The sequence below is a fragment of the Pedobacter sp. KH_004 genome (assembly GCF_057840755.1).
Genome location: NZ_CM174519.1, coordinates 3906509 through 3926385 on the forward strand (window position 1 = coordinate 3906509; position 19877 = coordinate 3926385).

The 19877-nt window shown below is 36.9% G+C and carries 18 protein-coding genes; 12 read left to right on the plus strand and 6 right to left on the minus strand.

The window, feature by feature from the left end:
- Nucleotides 1-153: 153 nt before the first annotated feature.
- Nucleotides 154-990 (minus strand): N-acetylmuramoyl-L-alanine amidase, encoded by an 837-nt coding sequence (locus AC3ITD_RS16780; protein WP_489361433.1) that lies wholly within the window; start codon nucleotides 988-990, stop codon nucleotides 154-156.
- Between the two features lie 114 nt (nucleotides 991-1104).
- On the opposite strand from AC3ITD_RS16780, the gene AC3ITD_RS16785 reads away from it, so the two are divergent.
- The 6 genes from AC3ITD_RS16785 to aspS all read left to right on the plus strand — a co-directional run bounded on the left by AC3ITD_RS16785 (nucleotide 1105) and on the right by aspS (nucleotide 8720).
- Nucleotides 1105-2784: a dipeptidyl-peptidase 3 family protein gene (locus tag AC3ITD_RS16785; RefSeq protein ID WP_489361435.1), complete on the plus strand. Its 1680-nt coding sequence runs from the start codon at nucleotides 1105-1107 to the stop codon at nucleotides 2782-2784.
- 419 nt (nucleotides 2785-3203) lie between these two features.
- A complete protein-coding gene (locus AC3ITD_RS16790) occupies nucleotides 3204-5645 on the plus strand; it encodes a TonB-dependent receptor (RefSeq protein ID WP_489361437.1) in 2442 nt (813 codons plus the stop codon).
- 106 nt (nucleotides 5646-5751) lie between these two features.
- Nucleotides 5752-6156 (plus strand): hypothetical protein, encoded by a 405-nt coding sequence (locus AC3ITD_RS16795; protein WP_265798617.1) that lies wholly within the window; start codon nucleotides 5752-5754, stop codon nucleotides 6154-6156.
- A 43-nt stretch (nucleotides 6157-6199) separates the two neighbouring features.
- The gene (locus tag AC3ITD_RS16800; protein WP_489361440.1) at nucleotides 6200-6526 is read left to right on the plus strand and encodes a type II toxin-antitoxin system HigB family toxin; all 327 of its coding nucleotides are present in this window, start codon (nucleotides 6200-6202) and stop codon (nucleotides 6524-6526) included.
- Nucleotide 6527: 1 nt separating this feature from the next.
- Nucleotides 6528-6884 carry a helix-turn-helix domain-containing protein gene (locus AC3ITD_RS16805; RefSeq protein WP_265798619.1) on the plus strand — a complete coding sequence of 119 codons (357 nt, stop codon included), beginning with the start codon at nucleotides 6528-6530 and terminating at the stop codon, nucleotides 6882-6884.
- A gap of 90 nt (nucleotides 6885-6974) precedes the next feature.
- On the plus strand, nucleotides 6975-8720 hold the full coding sequence (gene aspS / locus AC3ITD_RS16810) for an aspartate--tRNA ligase (RefSeq protein ID WP_489361443.1): 1746 nt from the start codon (nucleotides 6975-6977) through the stop codon (nucleotides 8718-8720).
- An 81-nt stretch (nucleotides 8721-8801) separates the two neighbouring features.
- Here aspS and AC3ITD_RS16815 read toward each other — a convergent pair whose 3' ends face one another.
- From AC3ITD_RS16815 to fumC, 4 genes are all read right to left on the minus strand, one after another.
- A complete protein-coding gene (locus tag AC3ITD_RS16815) occupies nucleotides 8802-9608 on the minus strand; it encodes a S1/P1 nuclease (protein WP_265798621.1) in 807 nt (268 codons plus the stop codon).
- 1 nt (nucleotide 9609) lies between these two features.
- Nucleotides 9610-10179, minus strand: coding sequence for a fumarate hydratase (locus AC3ITD_RS16820; RefSeq protein ID WP_489361445.1), 570 nt, complete (start codon nucleotides 10177-10179; stop codon nucleotides 9610-9612).
- On the minus strand, nucleotides 10166-10522 hold the full coding sequence (locus AC3ITD_RS16825; RefSeq protein WP_489361447.1) for a hypothetical protein: 357 nt from the start codon (nucleotides 10520-10522) through the stop codon (nucleotides 10166-10168). The genes AC3ITD_RS16820 and AC3ITD_RS16825 overlap by 14 nt, the downstream gene beginning before the upstream one ends.
- A gap of 299 nt (nucleotides 10523-10821) precedes the next feature.
- On the minus strand, nucleotides 10822-12219 hold the full coding sequence (fumC, locus tag AC3ITD_RS16830) for a class II fumarate hydratase (protein WP_265798624.1): 1398 nt from the start codon (nucleotides 12217-12219) through the stop codon (nucleotides 10822-10824).
- Nucleotides 12220-12835: 616 nt separating this feature from the next.
- Here fumC and AC3ITD_RS16835 point away from each other — a divergent pair.
- The 4 genes from AC3ITD_RS16835 (at nucleotide 12836) to AC3ITD_RS16850 (ending at nucleotide 17373) form a co-directional block, all read left to right on the plus strand.
- On the plus strand, nucleotides 12836-14434 hold the full coding sequence (locus tag AC3ITD_RS16835; RefSeq protein ID WP_489361450.1) for a sensor histidine kinase: 1599 nt from the start codon (nucleotides 12836-12838) through the stop codon (nucleotides 14432-14434).
- A gap of 1 nt (nucleotide 14435) precedes the next feature.
- Nucleotides 14436-15179: a LytR/AlgR family response regulator transcription factor gene (locus AC3ITD_RS16840; RefSeq protein ID WP_265798627.1), complete on the plus strand. Its 744-nt coding sequence runs from the start codon at nucleotides 14436-14438 to the stop codon at nucleotides 15177-15179.
- 513 nt (nucleotides 15180-15692) lie between these two features.
- Nucleotides 15693-17084 carry a histidine--tRNA ligase gene (hisS, locus tag AC3ITD_RS16845; RefSeq protein ID WP_489361452.1) on the plus strand — a complete coding sequence of 464 codons (1392 nt, stop codon included), beginning with the start codon at nucleotides 15693-15695 and terminating at the stop codon, nucleotides 17082-17084.
- A gap of 79 nt (nucleotides 17085-17163) precedes the next feature.
- Nucleotides 17164-17373, plus strand: coding sequence for a hypothetical protein (locus AC3ITD_RS16850; RefSeq protein ID WP_463486616.1), 210 nt, complete (start codon nucleotides 17164-17166; stop codon nucleotides 17371-17373).
- An 89-nt stretch (nucleotides 17374-17462) separates the two neighbouring features.
- Here AC3ITD_RS16850 and AC3ITD_RS16855 read toward each other — a convergent pair whose 3' ends face one another.
- Nucleotides 17463-17996 carry a thioredoxin family protein gene (locus AC3ITD_RS16855; RefSeq protein WP_489361455.1) on the minus strand — a complete coding sequence of 178 codons (534 nt, stop codon included), beginning with the start codon at nucleotides 17994-17996 and terminating at the stop codon, nucleotides 17463-17465.
- Nucleotides 17997-18105: 109 nt separating this feature from the next.
- On the opposite strand from AC3ITD_RS16855, the gene AC3ITD_RS16860 reads away from it, so the two are divergent.
- Both AC3ITD_RS16860 and AC3ITD_RS16865 read left to right on the plus strand, forming a co-directional pair.
- Nucleotides 18106-18762 (plus strand): TatD family hydrolase, encoded by a 657-nt coding sequence (locus AC3ITD_RS16860; RefSeq protein WP_489361457.1) that lies wholly within the window; start codon nucleotides 18106-18108, stop codon nucleotides 18760-18762.
- A gap of 219 nt (nucleotides 18763-18981) precedes the next feature.
- On the plus strand, nucleotides 18982-19776 hold the full coding sequence (locus AC3ITD_RS16865; protein WP_489361459.1) for a tRNA threonylcarbamoyladenosine dehydratase: 795 nt from the start codon (nucleotides 18982-18984) through the stop codon (nucleotides 19774-19776).
- Nucleotides 19777-19877 lie beyond the last annotated feature (101 nt).

The following is a 19877-nucleotide window of genomic DNA, read 5'->3' on the forward strand; positions in this document are numbered from 1 at the left end:
ACACGGATGAGCACAGATTCATCCGTGTTTTTTTAATGCTTATTGCAATTGAAAATTTCAAAGGAAACGCAGAATAAAAGTGTATCCACTCCTTTGCAAAGTTTAAATGAAATAAGGCTGCCGACACGAGCAACTTGTATTTTTGCGAATGTCTTAATACTTTGTATAAACATTGTACAGCACCAAAATATCAACTGGTGTTAAAGTCTTAGTAATATCAGTTTGAATGAAATGGATTTTAAAGGCTTCGATTGCTGCAGGTAAGTTTGCAGTACTGTAACCAATGTATTTTAGCGCTTTTTCTGTATCGAAATCTGCCGGTGGATTCTTCAGCACATCATCATACCAAAAGCCAAATCCTTTATCCGCTAGCTTTTTCCAGGGGAAATTTCTTGGATCATTTTTACGACCAGGTGCAATATCGGCATGGCCAATGAAGTTCGCTGTTGGAATATTATAGGTTTTCTTCAAGGTCGCAAGTAATTTAAGCAAGCTGTTAATTTGTGCATCTTGCCAAACATCGCCAATACCATTATTATCTAATTCAATACCGATGGATGAAGAATTCAAATCCGTATCCTTACCCCATTTGCTTACGCCTGCATGGTTTGCACGAAGATAATCATTAACCATGTGTACAACTTTCCCATCTCTACTGATTACATAGTGAGCGCTTGTTCCTGCCCTGGTAGAGTGGAAGGTTTTGATGGTTTGGTTTAAACTATCTTGAGCCGTGTGATGGATAACTACAAAGTTGGGTTTGCGTATGCCAAAGTTTACAGAACCAACCCAGGTTTGATTTGCTGCACTTAAAGAATCGTAAAGCTGCCCTGCGGGTGGAGTGCTGCTGATAATTTTCGAGAAATCTTTGGCTTTCGTTTTATAAACTTTTTCAGTTGCTGTATATTTATTAGATCCACACGAAGAAAGGAAAACTATAAGTGCCGTAACTAAAACTGGAGAATATTTAGGGAAGTTAAATGATGACATGTTTTGATTTTGTTGATTGTTGAAGTTACAAAGTTATGGGAAACTATTTCCAATGCATCAAACTTTATACAATGCTTTTAAATTTTACTAATTTAGCACCCATATCTATTAAATATGAACAAATTATACAAATCTACTATATACTTTTCGCTCGCAATTACTGGAACATTGTTCCTGTCAGGTTGCACTGGTAACACCAAAAGTAATACCGATAATGGTATCGTAGTAGAAAGAGATAGCTTAAATGAATATGTAGCGCAAAGACTTCCAATTTACGAACGCGTTAAGCTAACAAGTAACATTAACGATTTAAGCGTTAACGATCGAAAAATTTTGCCTTTGCTTATTCAGGCGGCAGAAATTATGGACGACTTGTACTGGAAACAAGCCTATCCGCAACGCGACAGTTTGATGGCCACAATTAAGGACGAAAAAACCAGGGAATTTGTAAACATAAATTATGGTCCGTGGGATAGGCTGAACAATGAAAAACCTTTTGTTGCTGGTGTTGGCACCAAGCCAGAAGGTGCTTCTTTTTATCCTTACGGGATCACGAAAGAAGAAATTGAAAAATCTGACTTGAAAGATAAATATGGCGCATATTCGGTGATTCAAAAAGATACTGCAGGTAAATTAACCACTGTTCCTTATCATGTTTTATTTGCTGCCGAATTGCAAAAAGCAAGTTCGCTTTTAAAACAAGCTGCTTTAATTGCCGAAGATGCAGGCTTAAAAAAGTATTTGAATTTAAGGGCTGATGCTTTAGTCACTGATAATTTTACCGCTAGCGATTATGCCTGGTTGGATATGAAAACCAACGGACTTGACATCATTATTGGCCCGATTGAGAATTATGAGGATAAACTTTTTAATGCCCGCACCAGCTATGAAGCTTATGTTTTAATTAAAGACAAAGAATGGAGTAAGCGCTTAGCTAAGTATGTAAAAATTCTTCCTGAACTGCAAAAAAACTTACCAGTTGCAGCCAAGTATAAAACAGAAACGCCGGGAACAGAGTCAGAATTGAATGCATATGATGTCGTTTATTACGCAGGAGATTGTAATGCCGGTTCGAAAACCATTGCTGTAAATCTGCCCAATGATGAAAAAATTCAGCAGGAAAAAGGCACACGCAGATCACAATTGAAAAATGCGATGCAAGCTAAATTTGATAAGATCCTTGTTCCTATCTCTAAAGAATTAATTGATGCTGACCAGCAAAAATATATCAAGTTTGATGCTTTTTTCGCCAACGTCATGTTTCACGAGGTAGCTCATGGTTTAGGCATTAAAAAAACGGTTACTGGAAAAGGCTTTGTTCGTGAAGCGCTGAAAGAACAATACAGCTGGCTTGAAGAAGGCAAAGCCGATGTTTTAGGTTTATATATGGTAACAGGTTTACTAAAAAAAGGTGAGTTATCTGGCGATATTAAAGATTATTACACCACCTTCATGGCTGGGATTTTAAGATCAGTAAGGTTTGGCGTATCTGAAGCACATGGAAAAGCCAATATGCAATGTTTCAATTACTTCCAACAAAAAGGTGCTTTTGAGCGTACCGATAAAGGAACCTATAAAGTTAACTACGAAAAGTTTGCCACCGCAATGAATGAATTGAGCGCATTCATCATCACTTTGCAGGGTAATGGAGATAAAGTTGCTGTTGAAAAAGCGCAAAAGGAAAAAGCTGTAATTTCCTCACAATTGCAAAAAGATTTAGATCGCTTAACCAGAAAAAACATTCCTGTTGATGTTGTTTTTGAACAGGGTGTAGATGTGTTGGGTGTAAAATAAAAATTCATTTTTAAAGTTGACGCCGCAGATTTGCAGATTTTTCTGTTCATCTGCGGTTTTTTTATGCAACGCTCTTCGTTCATTAAGCCTGACAGAAACGAAAATCCTTTTAAATTAATTATGCTTTCGTTTACAGTAAACAATCAATTTAAAAGATTGTAGTGGATGGTAGGGCTACTGTTGCCACCTAATTCTGCCTTTGACTTTCTAACATTAAATGGTCAACAGAAATACTTCATTCTTACTTTTTTTCTTCCTCCTGTAACCTTTTTTAAAAACCATCGTCTTACTGATAACTAAACAATGGAAACCGTTCGTTTCCCAAGCTAAACTTTAAATAATAAGGCAAAATAAAAGGGCGTCTAACCAGTCGCGTGGAATTTCTTTGTCCTGATTTTTTAAAAACTAATACCATAAAAATGAAACTTTTTTACAAAATATCATTCCTCATTTTCGCTGCGTTTTCAGCGTTATCTGTTAATGCACAAACCGATACGAAATTTAATATTACAGGAAAAATTGTTGATGAAACAAAAAAGCCCGCTGACTTCGTAACTGTTGTTCTTTACAAAGCAACTGATTCGAGCATTGTAAAAACTGCCCTGACAGATCAAAATGGCAGTTTCGGTTTTTCAGTTTCAGGCAAAGGAAATTACTTTTACAAAGCCAGTAATATGGGTTATAAAGTTTACAAAAGTAAAGTAGAAACATTGGGCGATGATCAACAAATTGATTTTGGTACCGTTCAACTGGTATCTACCACTCAAAATTTAAAAGAAGTAACTGTTGCCGCAAACGTTCCATTAGTAGAACGCAAAATGGATAGAACGGTAATGAATGTGGCCAGCAGTTCTATCGCTTCTGGTTCTACCGCACTCGAGTTATTACAGAAAGCGCCTGGGGTAAATGTAGATCAGAACGACAACATTTCGATGCAAGGTAAACAAGGCGTACTGATTCAAATAGATGGGAAACAGACTTACATGAGTAGCGGCGACGTAGCTAATTTGTTGAGAGGAATGCAAAGTTCGGAAATAGAAACTATCGAATTGATTACGAATCCATCAGCTAAATATGATGCCGCCGGCAACTCTGGAATTATCAACATTAAAACCAAAAAAAATAAAGGGGGTGGAACAAACGGAAGTTTAACCGGGGCTTTGGGCAGGGGGAAAAAATTTAGATCTAGTGCAGGCGGCAGCTTAAACCATCGTACGAAATCATTAAATCTGTTTGGAAACTATAACTATTACCAGAGAGACCGAGAGACTTTTATGGAGATAGACAGGATTGCAAATGTTTCGCCTAGCAACCGTTACTTCTCTCAACGCAGTGATTTTAGCAAAAAAAATCATGGACAGAATTTTAAAGTTGGCGCAGATTATTTCATCAATAAAAATAATACGCTTGGTGTTTTGGTAACAGGTTACGAAGGAAGTAATATCGAAAACTCGGTTAATGCAACCCGAATTGGTGGTTCGTTTACCCAACAAGATTCTTCGGTTTTGGCCAATAATGTGATTAGAAATAAGTACAACAACCTATCTTACAATTTAAATTACAAATCTGTTCTTGATACCGCAGGGCAGGAAATTACCATTGATTTGGATTATGGAAGATATAAAGGAAATGATGATGCAGATTATGTAAGCGACTACTTTTTTAATAACGGTAGCCTGATCAGGCCAACAGTAGTTACCAGAAACATCACACCATCGGTTATTAATATCAAGGCTTTCAAGGTTGATTACGCATTGCCTTTGAAAAAACAAATGAAGTTAGAAGCGGGTTTAAAAAGCAGTTGGGTAACTACCGATAACAATTTAATTGCTGAGCAATTTTTGAACAACAATTGGCAAAACAATGCTTTGCTTAGCAACCAATTTGTATATGATGAAAATGTAAATGCAGCTTATGTTAATTTTAATAAACAGTTTAAAACAACCAGTATTCAGCTGGGGTTGAGGGCAGAACAAACCAGCTCGAAAGGCAATTCAATTACGACCAATAAAATTATAGAACGAGAATATCTTGATTTTTTTCCAAGTGTTTTTATTAACCAAACATTGAACAAGAATAATGATATCAGTCTTTCCTACAGTCGCAGAATCGACCGACCAAGTTACGATGCTTTGAATCCTTTTGTTTACTTTTTAGACCAATATACTTACAGCCAGGGCAACCCATTTTTGAATCCGCAGTACACCAATAATTTTGAATTCACTTATTTGCTTAAGAAAAAGTATTCGGCCACATTGAATTATAGTAAAACTACCGATGTGATTACAGAGGTAATTCTTCCGGATAACGAAAAGCAGGCGCTGTACCAAACCAATCAAAATATCGCCACTCAAAACGCATATTCATTGGTATTAAATGCTCCTGTAAATTTTACTAAATGGTGGAGTAGCAATAATAATTTAAACATGTTTCACATCAGGTTTAAAACGCCCGACATTGCCGGGCAATCGTTAGATAATAAGAGTACCTCTTTCCAGTTTAAATCGCAACATAGCTTTAAAATTCAGCCAGGCTTAGCAGCCGAACTTAATTTCAGCTACGATAGTCCGGTTACTTTTGGGGTGATGGAAATTAGAACACGTTACGGCTTTGATGCGGGGATAAGCAAAACATTTTTAGCGAAAAAGGCAAGTTTAAAGCTAGCTGCTAACGATATTTTCAATACGCAGATTAATAATATCAGAAGTGCATTTCCTGGACTTTATTACACTCTTTATGGACTGAATGATAGACAATCGGTAAGTTTAACGTTTACCTACCGATTTGGTAAAAACGAGATAAAACCTGCCCGTAATAGAAGTACAGGTTTGGAAGCCGAACAAGGCCGGATGAAAAATTAATTTGAGATGATTAAGCCACCAACATATTGGTGGCTTTTTTTGTGGAATGCCTTTTATGTTTTCATCTAATGTTTGAAAACAAAAAGCAAACCTTTAACTTCATGCCATGGAAACGGATTTAATTATTTCAGCAATTGATGCCTTACATAAAAAAGCAGATCAGGCCATGCAGTTAAAAGATGGCGATACTTATTTCCAAGTATTTGATCCTTCTTTTCAATTTACCGGATCGGATTATAAAACTTTAAATCTTCGTGATTATAAGGCTGAGATCCAAGGTTTTTTTAGGCGAGCAAAAAGCATAGAAACGAGCCATTACCGCATTAAATCATCTATAGAAAATGAAATTTTTACGGAGAAAATTGCCCGGAAGTCGGTAATTTTTAAACCTAACTTATTGGTTTTTTCGAAAAAGCAAACCATACAAACGGAAGAAATTTACCAATGGAGAAATTTAGGCGGCGAATGGAAGGTGATTGCCGTTGAGGTAGTTTTGGAAGAAAAGTATTAATAGATTTAGCTAAGGTTTTCAAAAAGAAAACATATATTTGTAAATGAACGTTATTGCTAAAGGTACTTTATTGCATTATATCGCAAAATATCCATTAGCGGAGCATTCAATTTTAGCTTGGCTACATGATTTTGAAAAATATACTTTTGATAATTTTAATCAATTAAAGGAGGTTTACAAAAACGCTAGCTTAGTTGCAAATAATAGGATAGTTTTTAATATAAAGGGGAACGACTATCAATTAGTTATTTCCATGAATTTTAAAAGAAAAGCTGCTTATATTATATGGTTCGGTACGCATTCTCAATATGATAAAATAGATGTTTCAATCATAGCCTTCGACATTAATTTAGCCCTTAAGAAAAAATAGGATGAATACAGTAAAAGTTTTAAAAACAGAGTTAGATTACACAACAGCGTTAAGCCGCACCATTGAGATCTTTCATGCAGAAGAAGGCACTCCAGAGGCTGATGAATTGGAATTGCTTTTACTTTTGGTTAGTGACTATGAGAATAGAAATGTTAAACTTCCAGAACTTAACCCTATCGAGCTTATAAAGCTTAAAATGGAAGAACAAGGGTTAAAATCTAAAGATCTTGAGTCTATCATTGGTTCAAAAGGACATGTTTCTTCTATTTTATCGGGTAGAAGAGAATTAACCTTAAAAATGGCTCAAAAACTGGTTCGCTATTTTCATTTGCCAGCAGACATATTTCTGCCAGCATAATGGTATTTGTTGCAAAAAAATCCTTAAATCTTCTTTAAAAAACTTTAAAACAAATTCGGTATTTTTGCCGCTTAATTTAGATTACAATATATGTTAAGAACAGTAACTTGTGGTGCACTTACCCTCAATAACTTAGGAGAAAGTGTTACCCTGTGTGGTTGGGTACAAAAATCGAGAGATTTGGGCGGCATGACTTTTATCGATATCCGCGACCGTTATGGTATTACACAACTGGTTTTTAACATGGATGATAACCGTGAACTCTGCGAAGCAGCACGTTCGCTAGGTCGTGAGTTTGTAATTAAAACTACCGGTACCGTTGTAGAACGCAGCAACAAAAATCCAAAAATGTCAACAGGTGATGTAGAGATTAAAGTTTCTGCATTAGAAATTTTAAACGCTGCAAAATTACCACCATTCATGATTGATGATGAAACTGATGGTGGTGATGAACTGCGCATGAAATACCGTTATTTGGATTTACGTCGTAACCCGGTTCGTAATAATCTGGTTTTACGCCACAAAATGGCACAATCTGTTCGCCGTTATTTAGATGGTTTAGATTTTATTGAAGTAGAAACACCTGTTTTAATTAAATCTACGCCAGAAGGAGCAAGAGATTTCGTAGTGCCAAGCCGCATGAACGAGGGCGAGTTTTATGCACTGCCTCAATCGCCACAAACATTTAAACAATTGTTAATGGTTTCTGGTTTTGATAGGTATTTCCAGATTGTTAAATGTTTCAGAGATGAAGATTTAAGAGCCGATCGCCAGCCAGAGTTTACCCAGATTGACTGTGAAATGTCGTTCATCGAACAGGAAGATATCTTGAACACTTTTGAAGGCTTAATTCGTACGCTATTTAAAGAAGTTCGCAACTACGATTTACCTGAAGTTCCACGTATGCAATATGCAGATGCGATGCGTTTATATGGGTCTGACAAACCAGATACGCGTTTCGACATGCAGTTTGTAGAGATGAACGACTTAGTTAAAGGTAAAGGTTTTCCTGTTTTTGATAACGCTGAATTGGTAGTTGGTATCAATGCTAAAGGTGCTGCAAGTTATACCCGTAAACAGTTAGACGAGTTAACTGATTTTATTAAAAAACCTCAAATTGGTGCCACAGGATTGATTTATGCCCGTCATAATGATGATGGAACTATAAAATCTTCGGTTGATAAATTCTTCAACGAAGAAGATTTAAAACAGTGGAGCGAAGCTTTCGCGACAGAAAAGGGCGATTTGCTTTTAATTTTAGCAGGTTCGACAGATAAAGTACGCAAACAATTAAACGAACTTCGTTTAGAAATGGGTAATCGTTTAGGCTTACGTGACAAAAACACATTTTCTGCCCTTTGGGTATTGGATTTCCCGTTATTGGAGTGGGATGAAGAAACGGAACGTTACCACGCCATGCACCATCCATTTACTTCCCCGAAGCCGGAAGATATTGCTTTGTTAGATACCGATCCGAAAAACGTTCGTGCGAATGCTTATGATATGGTGATCAACGGAACTGAAATTGGCGGCGGTTCTATCCGTATTCATGATAGAGGATTGCAGGCTTTAATGTTTAAACATTTAGGTTTCAGTGCAGAGGAAGCTCAAAAACAATTTGGTTTCTTAATGGATGCATTTGAATTTGGCGCACCTCCACACGGTGGTATCGCTTTTGGTTTCGATCGTTTGACTTCGATTTTTGCTGGTTTGGATTCGATTCGTGATGTGATTGCTTTCCCTAAAAACAATTCAGGAAGAGATGTGATGATTGACAGTCCGAGCACTATAGACGATAAACAATTAAAAGAATTGAAAATCAAAACTGATTTGTAGACGTAATCCATTACAATTACAAAATACTATAAACAAAAAATGCGCTGATAACTTCAGCGCATTTTTTGTTTATTGGAATTCTTATCCGTAAATATCATTCAGCATTTTTGCCAGGCGAACACCACCTTTAAGCAGCTGCTGATTTAAGGTTTCTACCCAATCAAAATTGTAGCGGTAACTTAGTTTGGAATCTGGCTTAGTGGTTTCGTAAATTTTATTACAAACCAGGTAAGATTCATAAACATTTTCTTTCAAACTGGTATTTTGCCAGTTGTACAATTGAACTGCAGAAGGATGGTTAATTGCTTTTGCATACTCTGTATAGCTCAGTTGTTGGTATTCAATTAACTGTTCATCCCAAACGCGGTGCAAGTTCGATTTTTCGTTAAACCACAAAACAGAAACGCGGTTTCCTCCCAAATCTTCCTTTCGGGCAACATGCATGGGTTGACATAAATCGCCTGCCATATGCACCAACATCCGCAATGCTAATTTTTTTTCATCAGCTGTGCTGCCCGGTTTTTTTAAAACTGCAGTTAATTCAATTATTTTGTTGTACAGGTTGGGAGATTTCTCCGTTTCCAAGAAATTGAAAATCCCTTCTTTGTTTTGTCCGCCTGGCAAGTTTACGAAATGCCAGTTGTATAGATAATTAAAGGTAGAATCCGACTTAATAAAATCGCCCCAATTTGCAGACATGGCCAAGGTTTCTGAACCTAAAATGGCTTGAATCGCTTTGCGGGTTTTAGCCTTTAAATAACTATCGGCAATTTCACCTACAACTCTATGCCCAATCATTCCCCATGCATTAACTTGAGTTGGTAAATAAGCCAACAATCCAACAGCTGCGGCAATAATTAACTTTCTTTTAATTGATTTGAATTTCATTTTATAATTCTTTTTGTACGCAGGTAACTTTTTCTTTTAGTGATAATAAGATTTCCCGCTGATCGCTCATACTTTCCAGAATCAAGCTATCGGGAGATTTTCTTTTAATCAGGAAGTTTCGTTCGTACCTGCCGATGCGATAACAGCCCGAAATTTTTTGTTTGTAATTGGCATGTGTGAAGGTTGCTCCAACAATCAGCGTATCTCCTTTAACAGCATAAATTCCCTTTGCGTATTCTTTCCAAATGCCATTATTATAGCAGGAATCTTCGTAAAAGTTAACTTTGCTATGGGTTTCAAAGTCGATGTAAACTGAATCACAGCTAAATTTAAAATGATGTTTGGTGTAGTTACTCAATTTATTGCTGTAGGCAACAGAATCCTGATTCCAAACACCCTGCATAAAATCTTCGCCTTTGCCTTGAATGTTAGGCAAACGAGAGCAGGAGCTTAAAATACTCAAAAGGTAGAAGGCAAAAGGTAGAAAATAGAGATGCTTCAATTGAATAAACCCTTTAATTTTTCCCATTGGATTAAACATAATATTAGAAAGCATACTATTTAAACTCATTCGGAGGGAATTGACTTGGAAAGCTTTTTTTCGCGTTAACCGTGTTGCTAATTAAGATAAACAAACCGACAGCAAAACACATCCCGGAGAAAAAACTGATTACCCCACCGATGGTATAGTAACTTGTGGTTTGGGTCATCGAAAAACTTCCTGATCGCATAAGGTAAGGCATCAAAAGGCTGTAAAATCCAGTTAACACTAACGATAACCCCGAACCGATAAGCAATAATATAGAATCGGCCTTTACTTGTTTCGAAATATAATAAAAACAAGCAATGAAGATTATTAATGGCGAGATAATGGAAACAAAGCCGAATAATGATGTCAAAATTGATTCCCCCATGTTTTTATATTTTGAATTCCAATTTGCACCATGCAAACTGAGTTTTTAATTGCTGTATTTAATTAAATAAACCCTTGCCTACGGCAGGCAAGCGATTGAAGCGGAAACCTTTTGATTAAACCATAAGGTCTTTAAGACCTTATAGGTTTGAAAACTTGTAGCAAAAGCGGGGCTATCGAATCCGAAGAATGAATGCCCTGCTTTTCTAAAAACCCCAAACCCCTAAAGGGGCCATTACTTTCCGTCACCTGAACTATAGAAAGAAGTTTCTCCCCACTGGGGAGACTAGGTGGGGCTTATTATTTCAAACTTCCAACCATATCTTCCGGACGAACCCACTCATCAAATTGTTCGTTGGTTAACAATCCCAGTTCAACTGCTGCTGCTTTCAATGTTTTATTTTCTTTATGTGCTTTCTTTGCAATTTTAGCTGCGTTCTCATAACCTACATGCGGGTTTAAAGCAGTAACCAACATCAATGAGTTTTGTAAATGTTTCTCAATTTCTGGTAGGTTTGCTGTAATTCCCTCTGCACATTTAACAGTAAACGAAACGCAAGCATCGCCAATTAAACGAGCAGATTGTAAAACGTTTGCAGCGATTAAAGGTTTGAAAACATTCAATTCAAAATGACCAGACATGCCACCAACTGAAACGGCCACGTCGTTACCAATCACCTGAGCGCAAACCATAGTCAACGCTTCTGGCTGGGTTGGGTTAACTTTACCTGGCATAATTGAAGAACCCGGCTCGTTATCAGGAATAACAATTTCACCGATGCCGCAACGAGGACCAGAACTTAACATACGCACATCATTAGCCACTTTCATCAAAGCAACAGCGGTACGTTTTAAAGCACCGGAAAGTTCAACCATTGCATCATGCGCCGCCAAAGCTTCGAATTTATTTGGTGCCGTAACAAAAGGCAAACCGGTTAGTTCAGCAATTTTTTGAGCGACTAAAACATCGTAACCTTTTGGCGTATTTAAACCTGTACCTACAGCCGTTCCACCCAAAGCCAATTCAGCAACCATAACCAAAGCATTTTTAATTGCCCTGATGCTGTTATCGATTTGCTGAACATAACCTGAAAACTCTTGACCTAAAGTTAAAGGCGTAGCATCCATAAAGTGCGTACGGCCAGTTTTAACGATGTTGCTAAACTCTTCCACTTTCGTAGCCAAAGCATTGCGCAATTTCTCTAAACCGGGAATGGTATTTTCTACCGTTAATTTATAGGCCGCAATATGCATTGCAGTTGGGTAAGTATCGTTAGATGATTGCGATTTGTTCACATCATCATTCGGGTGAAGCACTTTCTTATCATCGGCCAATGCACCACCATTAATTACGTGAGCACGGTTTGCAATCACTTCGTTTCCGTTCATGTTACTCTGCGTACCAGAACCAGTTTGCCAAATTACCAATGGAAATTGATCGTCTAAATCACCGGCAATAATTTCATCACAAGCCTTTGCAATGAGTTCGGCTTTCTCGGCAGAAAGTACCCCAAGCTCTGTATTTGCTAAAGCTGCAGCTTTTTTTAAATAGCCGAAAGCATGAATAATTTCTTTAGGCATTGAACCTTCAGGCCCGATTTTAAAGTTATTGCGTGAGCGTTCGGTTTGTGCACCCCAGTATTTGTCGGCAGGCACTTGCACCTCGCCCATGGTATCGTGTTCTATTCTGAAACTCATTATATTTTGATTTTTGTTGTCGCAAATTTAAGTTTTTTGCCTATAAAGCAAGGTATTATCTTCGATATTTACTGAGGTATTTCCTTCGGGTTAATTACAGATGAGGAGATTTCACTGAATAGATTTTGGAAAGGTGCTGAAGTGGTTCTTGGGGTAAGTTCGGCCCCGCTGATTTGCTGCAATCTTTTTGCTATTCTGTCATGCTGAGGCACGAAGCAGGTGTTTCATCGCTTGCAGATGCTTCGTGCCTCAGCATGACATGATATTCAGGGTTGCTGCAAACAAAAAGTATTTTCGCTGCCATCGGGTTTAGTTGGTTGAGATACTACAATGAACAGCCTTTCCAGGATGCAGGTTTTGGCTAAAGCCTGAAATGTAAATCTTGTGTTTTTTTGGTTGAAACGAACGGAAAATAATGGAATGCTACACATACTTTCATTTATGTAAGACTAATCATTTGTTTTAAAAACACTCGCTATTTATTACCGTTCGGCTTTAGCCAACAGAATCTAAATTCTGCTCCAAACCATTCAAATACTAAGTTGCTAGTTTCATTTACTATTTTGGCATTTTGTAAGTCAAGTTTTAAGCAGAGGTTTATGAAAATATTTATTTTATGAAAAAGATAATCTTCATACTATTCAACTTAATAATTGGTGTTTGTACCGCTAATGCTCAAGAAGGCATTGACTTTTCCCGCCAGTATAGTGCCGGCAGAAAATTACTCATCTGTGTTGACAGTTCAGCCAGAAATATCTATTACGATAATAAATTTCCCAATCAACCCAACACATCCTTTAGCTACTTACCCGAAGTAAATAAGGTAAGTATCCAGATTTATTTTAAAAAAACAGACAATATAGACCAGTATCGATATACCATTTTAGCTGATAATAAGCCAATATTAGTAAATCAATCTTTCGACAAATCTCAATTAAAAGATTACGATGCGGGGGATCAGGAAATTTTCAGTTTTACACGACTTGGCATTTTTTCTGTGAAAGGAAAGGTAATCACAACATTACTCTATAGTATCGAAAAACCTTTGGATGTCTATAAATCTGTATTTTATGGTAAAGTAATACCTAAGGCAGAAATGAAATTCTTTTCAAAAAGGGTTGAATTTGAACACGGGTCAGGCTATGAAACCAATATTAAAGAAAGAACAAACTTTATTTTTGGCAAAAAAGATTTAGGATTAACAGTTATAAAAAACAAATCAGATGAAGATTATCTTTATTACACCTCTATCAGCGATAAACAAACAAACAAAATTGTTTTTAGTTCCAACGCTTGGGAGTATGACCACTTTATCGAAGGGGAAGGTGAATTTTCTCCGTACGTAAAAATAAATAAAGACGTTTTCAAAAAATCGGGAGAATATGAAATAATTATTCAGCCACTTATTAAGTGGAATCTTCCTATGAAGGAAAAAGAAAAATTTATAACTAAACATAAGATTTCTATAATTTTTGAAGAAGAGAAATTTTTCTCTACCAAACAACTCATTACTTCCGGTTTATTATTTTCGTTAATAGCCGGTGCAATAACAGGCGGTTTAGCAGTTTACTTCAAAAACCAGCAAATCAAGAAAAAAGTTGCAGCAGAAGCCAAACAAAAAGAAATCGCCCAACTCCAGCTCAACTCTGTTCGCTCTCAACTTAATCCACATTTCTTATTCAATGCCTTGGCTGGAATCCAAAACCTGATGAACAAAAACGAGATTGATAACGCTAATCGTTATCTAAGCAAATTTGCCCGCCTTACCCGAAATGTTTTGGATAGCAAAGAACTCATCAGCTTAATTGAAGAAAAAAAACTTTTGGATGATTACCTACAAATGGAACAGTTGCGATTCGGGTTTCGGTATAAGATTAATGCTTCAGCAGATTTAGACACCGAGAATATCGAAATACCAGCAATGTTATTACAACCATTTGTAGAAAATACAGTTAAACATGGTATTGCCGAAAAGGGAAATGATGGTGAAATTGCCATTAGTTTTGAGAAGCAAGTTTCAAATTTAGTTCTTAAAATAACAGACAATGGCAGCGGTTTTGATACCGCTCAAACATATGATGGCTTAGGCTTGGCTTTAAGCAAAAATCGGATATCTTTACTGAACACAGTTTACAAAGACACCCCTTTCATTTTAAACATTCAATCTGACACAAACGGAACGATGATTACAATTACTTTATCACAATGGTTATAAAATGAGGGCGATTTTAGTAGATGATGAACTGGCAAATTTAGAGAACCTACAGGTTTTGCTGAGTAAGAATTGTCCCGATGTTAAGGTTGTGGCCACTGCTAATAATATCGATGACGCTTTTGAAAAAATTAATCTTCATCGCCCTGATTTACTTTTTCTCGATATCCAAATGGGTAAAACCACCGGTTTTGATTTGTTAAACCAGCTTGGTGATAAAACCTTTGAAGTCATTTTTGTTACGGCTTATGATAATTATGGGATTCAGGCGGTAAAATTTGCCGCCCTGGATTATCTGCTCAAGCCGGTAGACCCTGATGAATTAGTGGCTGCGGTTTCAAAAGCAGAAAACCGAATTGCAAATAAAATGAGTGGAGAGCAACTCAATTTTTTGCTCAATCAAATTAAACGTAGCGAACCTGCTGTTCCTAAAATTGCATTACCACAACAGCACGAAATCCGTTATGTTTCTGTTGATGATATTGTACGTTGCGTTGCAGATAATACCTACACTTTTTTTCATTTATCAAGTAGTGAGAAAATTTTAATCTCAAAACCACTAAAAGAATATTCTGATTTATTAAAACCACAAGGTTTTGTGAGGTCGCACCAAAGCCATTTAGTCAACCCTAAATTTGTAAAAAGCTGGCTGAAAGAAGATGGTGGAACTTTATTGATGAACAACGGCGATAAAATTCCGGTTTCGAAACCGAACAGAGAAATCGTAAAAGCTATTTTAGGGAAATAAGCTAGCGCAAATTATATTTCGGGAGGTGAGGACATCAGCCGATAGCGAAATTTTCATTATATTTAAAGTATGAAAACGCTAAAATCGCTCTATCTAACTTTCAGTTTAGTTTGCTTAATAAACTTTGCTTATGCAGCAATGTTGGGAACTTCAGAAATCATTATACTTCTTGTCGTTTGCATTTTATTAATGGTACCAATAGGATTAATCGTTTGGTTAATCGTTTATCTTGTAAACAAGAACAACAGTTAAAGGATAATTTTTTGCATCTTTCCGCTAAAACCACTGCCGTCATTTCGACCGAAGCGGAGCAATCTCTGTAATAAAAATTAAATCATAGCTAGTGTATTAAGATTGTTTCCCCAAAAAATCGGCATAAACCGTGCTTCGCAATGACGAATACTCTAGTTCTTGCCAATAAAACATACCGGGAATCAAGTTGCCTTTTAACGAACCTCGCAGGTTTTGAAAACCTGCGAGGTTTACACCTTACATTTTTGTACTTTTGCGGCTATGTCAGTTATTAAACCCTCATTAGCAAAAGGCACTCGCGATTTTACGCCTGTTGAAATGGTGAAACGCAACTTTATTTACGATACCATAAAATCGGTTTTCAGGAAATATGGTTACGCAGAAATTCAAACACCAAGTTTTGAAAACTTATCTACCTTAACCGGAAAATATGGCGATGAAGGTGACAAATTGATCTTTAAAATTCTGAATAGCGGAGAATATTTAAAAGATGCAAAGAAGAAATCATTCGACTTTGCTCAGGATGACAACAGTAATCAATTGATACCATTAATCTCCGAAAAAGCGCTCCGCTACGACTTAACCGTTCCATTCGCTCGTTATGTAGTGATGCACCAACACGAGCTTACGTTACCCTTCAAACGTTTCCAGGTGCAACCCGTATGGAGAGCCGACAGACCGCAAAAGGGAAGATATCGCGAATTTTACCAATGCGATGTAGACGTTGTGGGTTCAGAAAGCTTATTAAACGAGGCAGAATTCATCCTGATTTACAATGAAGCTCTGGCTAAACTAGGATTGAAAGATTTTACCATAAAAATTAATAATAGAAAAATTCTATCAGGCATCGCAGAGATTATAGGTAAACCTGATTTGATTATTGATATGACTGTCGCCATTGATAAACTGGATAAAATTGGTTTAGATGGTGTAAGTAAAGAGTTACTAGAACGTGGTTTTACAGAGGATGATTTGGAAAAACTTCGTCCGGTTATCTTGTTAGAAGGCACTAACGAAGAGAAATTATCAAGTCTAAAAGAAGTTTTAGCAACATCAGAAACTGGCTTGAAAGGTATTGCAGAAATCGAACAAGTTTTTGATTATGTAGAAAGCTTAATTTCTTATGCTTTACCACTTACCGCGAAACTTGAGTTAGATATCACTTTGGCTCGTGGATTAAACTACTACACTGGTTGTATTTTCGAAGTAAAAACCAACGAAGTTGCCATGGGCAGCATCGGCGGTGGTGGGAGATACGATGATTTAACTGGCATGTTCGGGCTGAAAGATTTAACTGGAGTTGGCGTTTCTTTCGGTGCAGACAGAATTTACGATGTTTTGGAAGAACTGAATCTTTTCCCTGCATCAGCAGAAATTGGAACAAAGGTCTTAATCAGTAATTTCGATGCTGAAGCAGAAAAGTTTGCCTTGCCAATTTTACAACAGTTCCGAAATGCAGGAATTGCAACCGAACTTTATCCTACATCAGCAAAGCTTAAAAAGCAAATGGCCTATGCTGATGCCAAAAATATTCCCTATGTAATTTTAATTGGTGGCGATGAAATTGCAAGCGGCGAGTTGACACTAAAGGACATGCAAAGCGGTGAGCAGAAAAAACTGACAGTGCTGAGTATCTTAGATTTACTTAAATAAGTAATAATATTTTCGAAACTTAAAAAGTTAAAACAATTTTCTAGTCCAGATCATTATCTATTTATAAAACTCAAAAATTATGATAGACCCAGAAGACGAAGATTATTCGAACGATCCGAACGATGCTTTACGCAGAGAGGACGATACAGAAAACATCAATGAATTAGATGGCGACGATTCCAATATAGAACACGACAAAGACCTATTGGAACAAGCAGATGAAGCCTCAAGATCATCATACGAATTAAACGTAGATGACTTAACGGATGAAGATGACTTGGATGACTAAAAAGAAAGCCGCAGATTTTCAGATTCAATTCTGCAAATCTGCGGCTTTTTATTTTAACGTGAGTTCTACTCCCCGGCTTATCTTCTACTTTATTTTGCTTTCGGTTTATAGGTTTCTGGATTAACCGCAGCAACCGTCCATCCCTTTAAAAAGGAGGTGATTTTCTTTACATCATGTCCTACTTTTTTCTTTCCATTAACACCAATTTCGTCGGTTTCCAGGTATGATGAGTTTTCAATATGAAGCACTTTTCCTTTGCCATCCAAAACCACAAAAACAGGATAACCGAATCGATTGGGAAATCCCAAGTATTTCATCGCCTCATCGTTATGGTGATCTTTATCCCAGTTTACTAAAACATATTCATAATTGTCGTTGATGGTTTGTTTTAAAACTGCAGTTGTATCAACCAGGTTATGAAAAGCGATACACCAGCTGCACCAATTTCCGCCAACCTGTACCAAAACATGTTTATTTGCTTTTGCAGCCTTTTCAGTGGCAGCTTTTAGGTCGGCCAAAGCATTTGCCTCAGGGTTGTAAATATGAACGCCTTCTTTTTTCGCCTGACTAAATGCCACACTCGAAATAAATACAGCAGTTAATATGATTAGTAATTTTTTCATGATGTCATTATAATAATGCAAAAATAATAAAGTCGACCAGATTAATAGATTACCAGCAGATTCTTTACAGAAGGAATACATTTTTCAATTGTATATCTTTGTTAAAATAATGGATTTTTTAGACTTACATACGCACAAAGCATCGCAGACTAAAGGTGTAACCAGCATTCAAAGTCTTTCACTTACTAGCGATATTTTCCTGGCGATGCCTAAAACTAAGCCGATTTCTATTGGCTTGCACCCATGGTATGCAACGTTAGAAAAGCTCGAAATCCAAATGAAATATTTAAGTGTTTTGGCCAGGCAGAAAAACGTGAAATTAATCGGCGAATGCGGTTTAGATAAATTGAAGGGTGAAACCCTGGCGGATCAAATTATTATTTTAGAAAGTCAGATAGCTCTTGCAGAGGCACTAAATAAACCACTTATTTTGCACTGCGTAAAAGCCTTTTCAGAATTGATCGCAATTAAAAACCGCTTGAATGTGAAAATTCCAATGATTATTCATGGTTTTAACAAGAAGGCCGAGGTGGGGAAACAGCTAATCTCTAAAGGATTTCTCCTCTCTTTTGGCTCAGCGATTTTACAGAAAAATTCGGGTGTACAAAAGCTGATTCAAGAAACGGACAACTTTTTTTTGGAAACTGATGATGCCGAAACTCCAATTGAAGTAATTTATGAAGCAGTAGCAAATTTGAAAAAATGTTCTGTTGATGAATTGAAAGCACGTATTTTTGTGGACTGGAAAAAGTTGAACTTGTTTTAATTAACCACGGATGGACACAGATAAACACTGATTATAGTGTTCTTTTTTTAAAGTGTTTAAAAATAATCATCCACGGAAGCACAAACTCACAGAAAAAATTCCGTGTTAAACAGTGTTTCCGTGGCAATAAAAAAATAAATTAATTGCAGATTTGCAATACAGATTAAAAATTTAATATCTGTGTTCATCCTTTTTATCTGTGGTAAAAAATTAAGCAAAATGTCTGATACAAGCTGGCTTTCTCGCTCTGCCCTTTTACTTGGCAATGATGGAATCGATAAATTACAATCGAAACACGTATTAGTAATTGGCCTGGGAGGCGTTGGTTCTTTTGCAGCAGAATTCATTTGCCGCTCTGGTATTGGCGAAATGACGATTGTTGACGGCGACGTGGTTGACCCTACCAATCGTAATCGGCAGTTGCCTGCTCTGGCCACCAATCATGGCGTGAGTAAGGCGGCAATTATGCAAGAGCGTTTATTGGCAATCAATCCCGAGTTGAAATTACATGTTATAAATACATTTCTCACTCCGGAAAAATGTCGTGAAATTTTAGAGTCGAAATTTGATTACATCATGGATTGCATTGATAGCGTGATGCCGAAAATCACCTTGCTTTCTACTGCGTTGGAAAAAAATATTCCCATTGTAAGTTCAATGGGTGCTGGCGGCAAAATGGACCCCACTAAATTGAGCATTACGATGCTTCCTGACACTTACCAATGTGTTTTTGCCAGTTACGTTCGTAAAAGATTAAACAAATTGGTTGGCGCAGAGAAAATTAAGGCCGTTTTTTCTACCGAAGAAATGGACAAAAATTCAATGATTATGACCGATGGAAGTAATTTTAAGCGTTCTGCTTATGGCACCGTTTCCTATCTTCCTGCTGCATTTGGCGGTGCTTGTGCATCGGTAGTGATTAGAGATTTACTAGGGCTTTCAATAGAAATGGCGGAGCGGCCAGCAAGGATTAGTCGTAAAGTTTTGGCCAAAAAGAAAAAGAAAATTTCTTAGATCTGTTTTCTAATGTAGAACAGACAATAGGTTTTGATGTGATTGTTGATATTCTCATTTCTGGAAAATTTTAAATTGTTGTAAGTTTAAAATTCCGAAAC